Genomic DNA, 12022 nt, shown 5'->3' with positions numbered 1-12022 from the left:
GTGCAGCCAGCATCTGGCCAGTCTGGTTGTTATCGGAATCAATGGACTGTTTACCGAGAATGACCAGTTTCGGCTCTTCTTTCTCAACAATGGCCTTAAGCAACTTGGCCGCTTCAAGAGACTGAACCTCTTCGTCGGTTTCCACGTGGATACCACGGTCAGCGCCCAATGCCAGAGCGGTACGGATTTGCTCCTGGCAGGCCTTGGGGCCAATGGATACCACTAGGATTTCGTTAGCAACACCTTTTTCCTTTAGGCGAACCGCTTCTTCAACAGCGATTTCGCAGAATGGGTTCATTGCCATTTTTACGTTGGCGAGATCAACACCAGTATTATCCGGCTTGACGCGGACCTTTACGTTGTAGTCGATTACTCGTTTAACCGCGACCAGAACCTTCATCTGAGCCTCCGTTGAAAGTGCAGGGCGGAACCAGGCCTCCCTCGGTTACATTTTCGGGATGCTGCTGTCAGGGGCAGCTCCCGGCGGAATTTGCATATAAGGGCCCGGATTCTGCTAATCCGGGCCTGAAGACTGTGTACTGATCAGAAGTTATACTGGGCAGCAAACATGATGCGGTTGGCATCGTCATCGGTGCCATTAACGCGATCGGTGTACCAGTTGCTGAGTTCCACACCCATTTTCACGTTCTTTATCGGAACCCACTGGTAATTTACCAGGATGTTGCGGTTGGTTTCGGATTCTCCACCCACGGCAAGTCCATCAGCCAGAGCGTCATCCCAGTCTACCTTGGTCATGCCTACAACCGCGTTGATGCTGCTGCCTGCGTTCATTTTGAAACTGACGCCCAGGCTGCCGCCGTAACCAGAAATGTTTTCCAGGTTTCCGGTTCCATCAAGGTAAGCATCATCGGCGTTGGACTGGTACAGGTATTTATTGGCTCCGTTGGTGTAATTGACGGCACCCTGCAAAGTAACGCTGTCGCCCAGGGCGATCTTGCCTGCTGCGAAGGCTGCATAGGCAATGGCGGAGTCATCCGAAATACCATTGTCATGGGAATTCTGTTTTGTCAGACCTGCAACCGAGAAAGCACCGCCATCAAACTTTGATTCATAGCGGGCAGTCAGAGCCGGTGAACTGTCCTTGGCGACCATGCCATTACCGGAGTTCAGATCGCCTTTGGGGTCTTCCACAGAAAACGACATCTTTCCAGTGGTGTAACGCACCTGGGCCTGGCGGTGTTGAAGGCCAGCGTTACCGGCAGGGCCCTGGAAATCCAGCACGGAAGTGTTGCCGACAAAACTGGTGTAGTTGGACCAGGTCTGACCCGCCAGAATGCCGTTATACGCGCCGTAAGCATGGCGCAGGCGGAAAGTACCCGAGTAGAAATCGCCTTCTACATTTAATTTGACGCCATCAGGATTCTTCAGGCGGATACCGATACGGCTCTGGTTTGCACTGGCACCAAAGTGACCTGTGGCAGATGAGCCTGCGATTTTGGAGAAATGACCTTCCTGAGCGGGCCCCGCAATGTTCTCGTCGATGTCGTAGGTCATGTTCAGGCGGGTGTAACCGTAGATGCTTGCATCTACATCGCCAGCCTTGAAACTGATGGCAGATGCCTGGCTCGCCATTCCGAATGCGAGAACCGCCGTTGCTGCTTTTACTGCCAGTGCTAGTTTATACGTGGACATAGGGAGTACCTGTCTCAGATATTTTTGTTGGAATTATGTCCGCTGGCCCGGGTTTTTCTGATTTCTGCCCTGGTGCCTGCGGTGTCGCTCGCCGTTGCACGGCAGGAAACACGCTAGCAGCGGATAATGCCTCCAACAATTATCTATATTCGATAAGTCCTATGCGTCCACGGTATACCATGAGTTTGCCTTCCGCCCAGGCTGGTGCGAATTACTCGAGAATTTCCTGCACGTCACTGGTGTTCCCGGCTTTACCGGTTTCGCTGGCCGACTGTTTTATGTCTTTGGGATTAAAAAGAAGCTCGCCTTTCCAGGTGCCCGCTTTTACCTGTTCGGCCACCTGCTGCATGATGATTTCCGCCAGCTTTGTTGTGGCCACAGAGGAGGGCAGGTCAGTGGGTGTGACAAGGGACAGGGTGCGTTTGATTTCCGGGGACACAATGGGGACGGCGACGACTTCGTTGCGCTGAGTCATGTCATGAACGGCGGCTGATGAAAGGATGGTGTAGCCCAGGCCGCGACGCACCATGTCGGTCAGCATAGGCCATGCGCTGACTTCCAGGGCAAGGTTGAGGCTTTTTTTCCGGTCTGCCGCCTGTTTTTCCATGGCCACCCGCAGACCGTGTTTTTCTTCCGGCATGACCAATGGCAGGTCCAGCACTTCTTCAAGTGTGATCTCGGAGCGGTTAGACACCTTGGTGTTGGTTGGCGAAATCAGATAAAGCCGTTCCTCTATCAGCGGCCGGTATCGCAGGTTTTTGTGGTTGCTGTGGTGATAGGTGATGGCAATGTTAGCCCGGTGTTGCATGACCATCTGTTGCAGGGTGCCGCTCATGGCGGACCGGACTGCAAGATGGACCTGAGGGAATTGTTTGCGGTATTGCTCAACGATGGTGCCTGAAAAGCTGTGGGTTACCGTTGGTAGCAAGCCCAACACAACCTGGCCAGTAACCTCGCCTGCGACGGCGGTGACGTCCGCCTGGGTTCGTTCCAGACTCTGCAGCAGTGTCCTGGCTCTTTCGTAGAGCAGTTCACCGGCGGCTGTGAGTACTACGCCGCGCCCGTGGCGGACAAAAACGTCTACATTCAGGGCTTCCTCCAGCATGCGGATCTGGCGGCTCAGTGCTGGTTGCGCCACGAACAGTTTTTCGGAGGCGCGACTGAAACTGCCAGTATCGGCAACGGTGAGAAAGGTGTTGAGCTGGCGCAGGTCGATATTGAGGTTGAAGGCCATGAGGGGGTCTCTTCTATAACATTAAAGTATTCATTTTTCTTACTCTATATCACTTTTATCAGAAAGGCATAAGGATAATTGCGCTCTCAAGCTATGCTCAAATAAGATGGCAGATATAAAAAGTATATAATTGCTGTAGTTTTTCCTTGCTGATACGGTTGTTCATATCCGGTTTCCCCGCGCATTGCGGGCTCCGCTGCATCCTGCTTTGGGTGACTTAAGTTCGGAATCACACCTGATCAAACGTATTAAAGAGGGAAATTTTATGCAAAACCGTTCTATCTATAGCAGCGATCACGAGCTGTTCCGAGCGAACGCCCGCCGGTTTTTCCGCGAAGAGCTTGAACCTAATATCGAGCAGTGGGAAAAGGACGGCATCGTACCCAAAGCATTCTGGCGCAAGGCGGGTGAGAACGGTTTTCTGTGCTGTGGCGTGCCTGAAGAATACGGTGGACCTGGAGCCGACTTCCTCTACAACATGGCGCTGTCAGAGGAAACTGGATACGCCATAGGTGGAGCCAGTGTCGGTTTTTCGGTGAGTGCAGATATTGTCGCTTACTACCTGATGAATGCAGGTACTGAAGACCAGAAGCGCCGGTGGCTGCCGGGGATGGTTTCAGGTGAGGTGATCGCCTCAATCGGTATGACCGAACCCGGAGCCGGCAGTGATCTCAAGGCGATCCGTACCTCGGCTGTCCGTGACGGTGATGAGTACGTCATCAATGGCCAGAAAACCTATATCACCAACGGGCAAAACTCAGATTTTGTTCTGCTGGCATGTGTCACTGAGCCTGGTAAGGGTGCCCGTGGCATCAGCATGATCATCGTAGAAGCCGATCGCCCGGGCTTTGAGCGCGGCCGCAATCTGGACAAAATTGGCCAGAAAGCCGCAGATACCTCTGAAATGTTTTTTCAGGATGTTCGTGTCCCTGTCTCCAACCTGGTGGGCCGGGAAGGTGAGGGCTTTACCATGATGATGCGTGAGTTGCCCCGCGAGCGAATCACCATAGCCTGCCGTGCCCAGGCTGAAGCCCAGCGCGCTTTTGATGTCACTAATGCCTATGTTAAAGAGCGCAAGATGTTTGGGCAGGCACTGGCAGATTTTCAGAATACCCAGTTCACTCTGGCTGATATCAAGACCAATCTGGAAGTTGGCTGGGCCTTTCTCGATCAGTGCATCAAAAAATGTGCGGAAGGCACCCTGACGCCGGAAGAAGGTGCTATGGCCAAACTGTGGACCACCGAGAACGAAGGTGTGATGGTCGATAAGTGTCTGCAGTTATTCGGCGGCTACGGCTACATGAGTGAGTACCCGATTGCCCGCATGTTTGTCGACGCCCGCGTTCGCCGTATTTATGGCGGAGCCTCCGAAGTCATGAAGCTGGTTATCGCCCGCTCTCTCTAATCCGGCTATTAATCTGGCAATTCCGGCTATCAATATGAGTTGCCGGAATTGCATAACAAGAAAGGAAGGAAATCACATGTCTGGTATTACCGCCTACGGTGCCTACATTCCCCGGACCCGCCTGTTGAAGTCTGCCATTGCTGATGCCAATGACTGGTTTGATGCCAGTCTGCGCGGCCTGGCCAAGGGTGAACGTAGTGTCTGCAACTGGGACGAAGACACTATCACCATGGCTGTTGAGGCCGGTCAGGACTGTTTGTCAGCTCTGGGAACGGCCGATGTCAATTCCCTGTATCTGGCATCGACCACTCTGCCATTCCTTGACCGCCAGAACTCCGTTGTCGCAAGCCAGGCGCTGAATCTGGGGAGCAGTCTGCGCACTATGGATGTTGCCGCTTCCCAGCGTGCTGCAACCTCTGCGCTGATCTCCATGCTGGAAGCTGGCGCTTCTGCCAGGGGCAACGCTCTGTTGCTTGCCTCCGAGCACCGTCGCAGCAAGTGTGGCTCCCGTGCCGAGATGCTGTGGGGTGATGGCGCTGCAGCTATCGCAGTTGGAAATGAAGATGTGATTGCCGAGTACCTGGGCAGTGAAACCTACGTGACCGATTTTGTAGACCACTACAGGGGTGAAGATTCCACCATCGACTACGAGTGGGAAGAGCGCTGGATCCGTGACGAAGGTTATATGAAAAGTGTGCCACTGGCGGTATCACGCCTGCTGGAAAAAACCGGTGTGAAGGCTTCCGAGATTGCTCATTTTGTACTGGCTTCTGATCAGGCCCGTACCCCGGCTGCGGTTGCCAAGGCTATAGGAATTGCTGCAGATGCTGTTGCAGATAACCACATTGGTGGCATAGGTGTGACCGGCGTGGCTCACCCTGTTCTGCTGCTTACCAGCGTGCTGGAGAAAGCCAAAGCCGGTGATCTGATTCTGCTGACCGGGTTTGGTCAGGGCACCGACGCGGTGCTGTTGCGGGCAACTGATGCTATCGCAGGCAAGCGTCCGAAAACTGGTTTTGGTGGCGCTCTGGCCCGCCGTCGTGAAGATACCAACTACAACAAGTTCCTCAGTTTCAACAATCTGGTGGATCGTGAGGTTGGTAAGCGCGGAGAGCTGGACAAGCAAAGCTATCTGGCGGCCATGTATCGCCGCAAGGACCTGCTGACCGGATTCATCGGTGGTAAATGCCGCAGCTGCGGCACGGTTCAGATTCCCAAGGAAAAATACTGTGTTAACCCTGAATGTGGCGCCCTGGACAGCCAGGATGATCACCCGATGGCAAAGGCTAAAGGGCGTGTGATGACCTGGACGGCTGACCGCCTGACGTTTGACTGGAATCCGCCTGCCTACTTCGGCCTGGTGGAGTTTGAAGGCGGCGGTCGACTGATGATGGACTTCACCGAGGTGGAGCCTGGTGGCATGGATACAGGGGTTGAGGTTTCCTTGCACTTCCGTATCCGGCAGTTCGATAACCAGCGGGGATTCCGGAAATACTTCTGGAAGGCTACCCCGGTCCAGCAATAACACACGCAGCGAATACAGGTGAATAAAAATGGCTAGTGGAATCAAAGATAAGGTAGTGATCCTCGGAATGGGGTGCAGCAAATTTGGTGAGCGTTGGGATATGAGCCCGGCTGATCTGATGTCTGAGGCATTTGAAGAAGGGCTGGCTGATGCGGGTATCGAAAAGGGCCAGATTCAGATGGCATGGTTTGGTGCCGGTATTGATGCGTCCAATGTTGGTTCCAGTGCAATGCCTTTGTCCATAGCACTGCGTTTGCCGAATATTCCGGTGACCAAGGTCGAGAACATGTGTGCGACCGGAACTGAGGCATTCCGCGGTGCAGTCTATGCCGTAGCATCCGGTGCCTGTGATATCGCCCTGGCTCTGGGTGTGGAAAAGCTGAAGGACGTTGGCTACGGAGGCTTGCCCCAGCGTACTCGCGGTGTTGAAAACGATATGTACTGGCCGAACCTCTCTGCGCCAGGCGCCTTCGCCCAGCTTGCCAGTGGTTACCGCGCGAAGTATGGCATTGAAAAAGCTGACCTCAAGCGGGCCATGGCTCATATCTCCGTGAAGAGTCACGCCAATGGCGCAAAGAATCCCAAGGCCCACCTGCAGCGTGAAATCACTGAAGAGCAGGCTATCAATGCACCCTATATCGCGGAGCCCATTGGTCTGTATGACTGCTGTGGTGTAAGTGATGGTGCTGCCTGCGCCATCGTCTGCACGCCGGAAATTGCCCGGGCCCTGGGCAAGGCAGACCTGGTTTCCGTCAAAGCCCTGCAGTTGGCGGCTTCCAACGGTGAAGAGGCTGGCTTCAGCAAGTGGGACGGTTCATATCTGCAAACAACCCGGGTCGCTGCCCAAAATGCATACAACGAGGCTGGTATCAGCAAGCCACGTGAAGAGATCGACATGACAGAGGTGCACGACTGCTTCTCGATTACCGAACTGGTCACCATGGAAGACCTCCAGCTCTCCGATGACGGTCAGGCTGTTTGGGATGTGCTTAACGGTGACTTTGATGCGGACGGCCGGATTCCCTGCCAGATTGATGGCGGCCTCAAGTGTTTTGGTCACCCGATTGGTGCCTCGGGCATGCGGATGATCTATGAAAATTACCTGCAATTTCATGGTCGGGCAGGTGAACGCCAGCTGAAGAATCCGCGACTGGCTCTGAATCACAATCTGGGAGGCTTCCCGCACCAGAATATCTGCAGTATCTCGATTATCGGCCGGTACGAGTAGAGCTGTTTATCCGGGGCAGAGCACTGAAGGGTCTGCCCGGTCATTTTCACAGAATTCAAAGAGTCAGGAAGGTTTAGCATGAGTCTCGGTGAACAGACAGCAGCTCTTGAACTTGCAGACAGTAGCGTCAACACGGTTGAGCCGTTTGTCCGTCGGGCACTGAAGAATCTCAGGGTGGCCTGCACGGTGAATGGCAAGCTGGATGGGAAGCTGTTGGACGATCATCAACTGGGCTGTTACGAGCTTGCCTTCTGTACCGCTGAACTGGGCGCCGCCCGCGAGCTGTGCTCATACGCACGCAAGCTTGGAGATGTCGATCACGTTGCAACAGATACTGCTCTTGCGTTCACCGCTGAAGCGGTTGGTTCGGTTCTCCAGCGCCTGGTTACCCGGGCAGCGGATCTGGGCCTGGATGTTGTGGAAGTGTCTGCACTCTACGGAGCAACTGCCATCCGCAACATGAGTGCCCGCTACGGCAGTGCTGAGTTTCTCGCCGGTATTGGTACAGCTGTTACCGAGCGTGGCAGCAGTCGCCTGCCGAGCCTGTTGAGCGAAGACAAGGAAATGGTCCGTGACATGTTTGCACGCTTTGGTGCTGATGTGGTTGCACCACTGGCGGAGGAAATCCACCGCAAGGACCTCGATATTCCTGATGACATTCTCAGCCAGGCCGCAGAACTCGGTTGTTTTGGTATCAGCATCCCGGAGCGTTTCGGGGGGCTGCAGCCAGACGACCATGACGACAGTCTTGGCATGATTGTGGTTACAGAAGAGCTTTCAAAAGCTTCTCTGGGTGCTGCGGGTTCCCTGATTACCCGTCCGGAAATCGCTGCCAAGGCGTTGTTGCAGGGGGGCACACCAGCTCAGCAGGAAACCTGGTTGCCGCAAATCGCATCAGGCGAAAAGTTGTGCGCCATTGCTATTACCGAGCCGAACTACGGCTCTGATGTTGCATCTCTTGGGCTCCGGGCCACGCCAGTGGACGGAGGCTGGGTGCTCAATGGCAGCAAAACCTGGTGTACCTTTGCCGGCAAGGCCAGCCTGCTGCTGACCATGGCCCGTACCGAGTCCGATTCTGCGCTGGGGCACAAAGGGCTGAGTCTCTTCCTGGTAGAAAAGCCGCCTGCTTCCGGTCATGAATTTTCTCACCGGCAGCCCGGAGGCGGGGTGATTCAGGGCAAGGCGATTGCCACCCTGGGTTATCGCGGTATGCATTCCTATGATGTTTTTTTCGAGGATTACTTCGTACCTGCTGACCGACTGATTGGTGAGGAAAATGGCCGTGGTAAAGGCTTCTATTTCACCATGGCCGGCTTCTCAGGTGGCCGTATCCAGACCGCAGCGCGGGCTACCGGAGTTATGCAGGCAGCCTTCGAGAAGGCCTTGAGTTACTCCCGTGAGCGCAAGGTGTTTGGTAGCCCTGTGGGTGACTATCAGCTTACCCGGGTAAAACTCGGGAGGATCATGGCAACCCTGACGGCATCCCGCCAGTTCAGCTATGCGGTTGCGCGCATGATGGACGATGGAGCCGGGCAGATGGAAGCGAGCCTGGTCAAGTTGTTCAGCTGTCGTGCTGCCGAGTGGGTTACCCGCGAAGCGATGCAGATTCATGGAGGCATGGGGTATGCCGAAGAAACCGCGGTGAGCCGCTATTTCGTCGATGCCCGGGTGCTGTCTATTTTTGAGGGTGCCGAAGAAACCCTCGCGCTTAAAGTTATTGCAAGAAACCTGGTGAGTAACGCCTGAATGGTGGACGTACCAGATTCGATTTCCCCGCAGTGTTTCACTGCACCAATAAATCAATAATCAGACAATAAGAGACCTGTAGGAGGGTGTCATGAGCGATAAAAAACTTCTGGAAGGCAAAGTCATCGTGGTTACCGGAGCCGGCCGTGGTATTGGCCGTGCGACTGCACTGATGCTGGCAGAAAAAGGTGCCAGAGTGGTGGTTAACGACATCGGTGGTAACGCTGATGGTTCTGGTAACGATGCCACCCCGGCCCAGGAAGTGGTAAACGAAATCAAGGCTGCAGGCGGCGATGCCGTTGCCAACTTTGACAGCGTGACGTCCTGGGAAGGTGGTCAGAAGATTGTACAGTCGGCCATCGATACCTTTGGTCGTCTTGACGGTGTAATCAACAATGCCGGCAACCTGCGCGACGTGATTTTCCACAAGATGACCGAGGAAGATTTTGACGCAGTGCTTGCGGTACACCTGAAGGGAACCTTCAACGTAAGCCGTGCTGCAGCGCCGATTTTCCGAGAACAGGGCAGCGGTACTTTCGTCAACATGACGTCCACCTCCGGTTTGATTGGCAACTTCGGTCAGGCCAACTACGCTGCCGCCAAAATGGGTATCGTTGGGCTGTCCAAATCCATGGCGCTGGACATGCAGCGTTTCGGGGTAACTTCTAACTGTATCGCTCCGTTCGCCTGGAGCCGTCTGATCGGAACTATTCCTACAGACGACGAAGCTCAGAAGGCGCGTGTAGCCAAGATCCAGCAGATGACACCAGACAAGATCGCCACTCTGGCAGTGTCCCTGTGCAGCGACCAGGCCAAGAACGTGACAGGCCAGATCTTCGGTGTGCGTAACAACGAGATCTTCCTGTTCTCCCAGCCACGTCCGTTCCGCGCTGCTCACACGTCTGACGGCTGGACCCCTGAGACGGTTCTGAGCAGGGTGTTGCCTGCCTTTGAAGCGGATTTTTATCCCCTGAGCCGCTCTGCGGACGTATTCAGCTGGGATCCGTTCTGATCTCTGTCTGACCCCGGAACAGTATCCGGCCTGTTGGGGCCGGATACCTGGCCTATACAGTAATAATAAAAGGAGCGCCACGGTGGCCATCGATTACGATAAGCTGATGAACCGCAAGTTCGAGCGTCTTGAGCACACCTATACCGAGAAAGACACCATCCTCTATGCTCTGGGTGTGGGGCTGGGTATTGATCCGCTTGATGAAGACTGTCTGAAATTTGTCTACGAAGATGGCCTGAAGGCTATGCCGAGTATGGCCAATGTGCTGGCATACCCTGGTTTCTGGGCAAAAGAGCCGGACACCGGGATCGACTGGGTGAAGATTCTTCACGCAGGCCAGGAAATGATCATACATAAACCCCTGCCTGCCTCGGGCACGGTTGAAGCTACGACTAAAATGAACGAAATCGTCGACAAGGGCGAGGGCAAAGGTGCCCTGATCCTGTCAGAACGAACCGTTCGTGATGCTGCCACTGGTGAAGATCTGTGTACCCTGATCAGCACAACCATAGCCCGGGGTGACGGTGGTTTTGGTGGCCCATCAGTACCCTCGCCCAAGCCAGATCCGATTCCTGAGCGTGAAGCAGATCTGATCTGTGATCTGCCAACTCTCCCCATGTCGGCACTGATCTACCGGTTATCCGGAGATTACAACCCGCTGCATGCTTCCCCGTCGGTAGCAAAATCTGCAGGCTTCAAAGCGCCTATCCTGCATGGACTGTGCACTTTCGGGGTGGCTACACATGCCATTCTGAAGTCTCTGTGCGATTACGATCCAGCCAGGTTCCATCGCATCCGGCTTAGATTCTCATCTCCGGTTTACCCGGGAGAAACTATCCGCACTGAAATATGGCGCAACGGCAATGAAGTAGCCTTCCGCTGCCGTGTGACCGAGCGGGATGTCGTGGTGATCAATAACGGTTACGCCGAAGTCAGCTGACAGTCAGGAACTGAATAACATGCAGAACATTCTTTCAGGGCTTCGTATTGTTGAAGGCAGCGCTTTCGTAGCCGCCCCGTCTGGTGGTATGACGCTGGCTCAATTGGGCGCGGACGTTATACGTTTTGATCCCATCGGTGGTGGTATCGACTACAACCGCTGGCCGGTGACCGCCGACAGGAAAAGCCTTTACTGGCATAGCCTGAATAAGGGCAAGCGCTCCATCGCGGTGGACTTCCGCAGGCCCGAGGGTCAGGAGTTGCTGACCCGGCTGATTGCCGCCCCGGGTGATGAAGCCGGTATGTTTCTGACTAACTTTCCTGCCAAGGGCTGGTTGTCCTATGACCGGTTGAAAGAGCACCGGGAAGATCTGATTTACCTGAATCTGGTTGGTGACCGTCACGGTCGCGGCGCGCTTGATTATACCGTCAACTGCAAAGTGGGTTTTCCTGCCCTTACCGGGGTGGGAAAGAGCGGAGAAATTCCGCCACTGAACAATCCTATGCCGGCCTGGGATGTTATTACCGGTCAGCAGATCGCCCTGGGACTGCTGGCGGCCGAACGCCACCGTAGCCGCACAGGTCAGGGGCAGCTGGTGCGTATTGCTCTGGCGGACGTAGCTCTGGCGACGCTTGGCAATCTCGGTTATATCGCTGAAACCATGATAAATGGTACGGACCGTGAGGCCATTGGTAATGACATTTACGGCACCTACGGTCATGACTTCCAATGTCTTGATGGTGAGCGGGTGATGGTAGTCGGTGTCAGCCCGAACCACTGGCGGGCTTTGCTGGAAGTGACGGGAACTGAAGCGGAAATCACCTCCCTTCAGCAGCGTATGGGGCTGGACTTCCGTAAGGAAGGCGATCGTTACGAAGGCCGGGATGGTATTACCGGGATTTTCCGTCCCTGGTTTGCTGCTCGCCGTTTTGAGCAGGTAGCAACAGAGCTGGACAATGCCGGAGCCTGTTGGGGGAAATATCAGACCGTCCGGGAAGTGGTTGAAAATGATGTGGACTGCTCAGTGGATAATCCGCTGTTCCAGATGGTGGAGCAGCCTGGGATCGGTAAATATCTGATGCCTGATAATCCACTGCGTTTTACTTCAGTGGAGCAGGAACCGGTGCGGCCCGCGCCGGCTCTTGGTGAGCACACTGAGGAGATTCTTGCGGAAACCCTCAACTTGTCTGCTGGTGAGATCGCGAAGCTGTTTGATCAGAAGATTGTGGCGAGCTCTGGCCAGTAAGAGTCCTGCAAATAATAACAAAGGCCGCAGGAC

10 protein-coding genes are annotated in these 12022 nt (G+C 54.7%); 7 read left to right on the top strand and 3 right to left on the bottom strand.

The features are described from left to right. From CPA50_RS17375 to CPA50_RS17365, 3 genes are all read right to left on the bottom strand, one after another. The coding region (locus tag CPA50_RS17375; protein ID WP_143750764.1) for an electron transfer flavoprotein subunit beta/FixA family protein at positions 1–400 on the bottom strand (400 nt) is incomplete at its 3' end. A 143-nt stretch (positions 401–543) separates the two neighbouring features. Then, a complete protein-coding gene (locus CPA50_RS17370) occupies positions 544–1653 on the bottom strand; it encodes a DcaP family trimeric outer membrane transporter (protein ID WP_096783785.1) in 1110 nt (369 codons plus the stop codon). 211 nt (positions 1654–1864) lie between these two features. Then, positions 1865–2887: a LysR family transcriptional regulator gene (locus tag CPA50_RS17365; RefSeq protein WP_096783784.1), complete on the bottom strand. Its 1023-nt coding sequence runs from the start codon at positions 2885–2887 to the stop codon at positions 1865–1867. 265 nt (positions 2888–3152) lie between these two features. Between CPA50_RS17365 and CPA50_RS17360 the strand changes: the two genes are divergently transcribed. The 7 genes from CPA50_RS17360 (at position 3153) to CPA50_RS17330 (ending at position 11989) form a co-directional block, all read left to right on the top strand. Then, positions 3153–4292 carry an acyl-CoA dehydrogenase family protein gene (locus CPA50_RS17360; RefSeq protein ID WP_096783783.1) on the top strand — a complete coding sequence of 380 codons (1140 nt, stop codon included), beginning with the start codon at positions 3153–3155 and terminating at the stop codon, positions 4290–4292. A 76-nt stretch (positions 4293–4368) separates the two neighbouring features. Further along, complete coding sequence (locus tag CPA50_RS17355) at positions 4369–5817, top strand: 3-oxoacyl-[acyl-carrier-protein] synthase III C-terminal domain-containing protein (protein WP_096783782.1); 1449 nt, start codon at positions 4369–4371, stop codon at positions 5815–5817. 28 nt (positions 5818–5845) lie between these two features. Further along, the gene (locus CPA50_RS17350; protein WP_096783781.1) at positions 5846–7045 is read left to right on the top strand and encodes an acetyl-CoA acetyltransferase; all 1200 of its coding nucleotides are present in this window, start codon (positions 5846–5848) and stop codon (positions 7043–7045) included. Between the two features lie 78 nt (positions 7046–7123). Then, on the top strand, positions 7124–8791 hold the full coding sequence (locus CPA50_RS17345) for an acyl-CoA dehydrogenase family protein (RefSeq protein WP_096783780.1): 1668 nt from the start codon (positions 7124–7126) through the stop codon (positions 8789–8791). 91 nt (positions 8792–8882) lie between these two features. Continuing rightward, positions 8883–9803: an SDR family NAD(P)-dependent oxidoreductase gene (locus tag CPA50_RS17340; RefSeq protein ID WP_096783779.1), complete on the top strand. Its 921-nt coding sequence runs from the start codon at positions 8883–8885 to the stop codon at positions 9801–9803. 82 nt (positions 9804–9885) lie between these two features. Continuing rightward, complete coding sequence (locus CPA50_RS17335; protein ID WP_096783778.1) at positions 9886–10743, top strand: MaoC/PaaZ C-terminal domain-containing protein; 858 nt, start codon at positions 9886–9888, stop codon at positions 10741–10743. Between the two features lie 19 nt (positions 10744–10762). Next, positions 10763–11989 carry a CoA transferase gene (locus CPA50_RS17330; RefSeq protein WP_096783777.1) on the top strand — a complete coding sequence of 409 codons (1227 nt, stop codon included), beginning with the start codon at positions 10763–10765 and terminating at the stop codon, positions 11987–11989. Positions 11990–12022 lie beyond the last annotated feature (33 nt).

It is taken from the genome of Marinobacter sp. ANT_B65, from assembly GCF_002407605.1.
Classification (GTDB): Bacteria; Pseudomonadota; Gammaproteobacteria; order Pseudomonadales; family Oleiphilaceae; genus Marinobacter.
The sequence above is the reverse complement of the archived record's forward strand: the minus strand, read 5'-3'. Positions and strand labels throughout refer to the sequence as shown.

What these genes read in the sequence shown, in the direction of transcription:
- CPA50_RS17370 (WP_096783785.1), bottom strand. Translation starts at nt 1,653, where the DNA reads ATGTCCACGTATAAACTAGCACTGGCAGTAAAAGCAGCAACGGCGGTT.
- CPA50_RS17365 (WP_096783784.1), bottom strand. Translation starts at nt 2,887, where the DNA reads ATGGCCTTCAACCTCAATATCGACCTGCGCCAGCTCAACACCTTTCTC.
- CPA50_RS17360 (WP_096783783.1), top strand. Translation starts at nt 3,153, where the DNA reads ATGCAAAACCGTTCTATCTATAGCAGCGATCACGAGCTGTTCCGAGCG.
- CPA50_RS17355 (WP_096783782.1), top strand. Translation starts at nt 4,369, where the DNA reads ATGTCTGGTATTACCGCCTACGGTGCCTACATTCCCCGGACCCGCCTG.
- CPA50_RS17350 (WP_096783781.1), top strand. Translation starts at nt 5,846, where the DNA reads ATGGCTAGTGGAATCAAAGATAAGGTAGTGATCCTCGGAATGGGGTGC.
- CPA50_RS17345 (WP_096783780.1), top strand. Translation starts at nt 7,124, where the DNA reads ATGAGTCTCGGTGAACAGACAGCAGCTCTTGAACTTGCAGACAGTAGC.
- CPA50_RS17340 (WP_096783779.1), top strand. Translation starts at nt 8,883, where the DNA reads ATGAGCGATAAAAAACTTCTGGAAGGCAAAGTCATCGTGGTTACCGGA.
- CPA50_RS17330 (WP_096783777.1), top strand. Translation starts at nt 10,763, where the DNA reads ATGCAGAACATTCTTTCAGGGCTTCGTATTGTTGAAGGCAGCGCTTTC.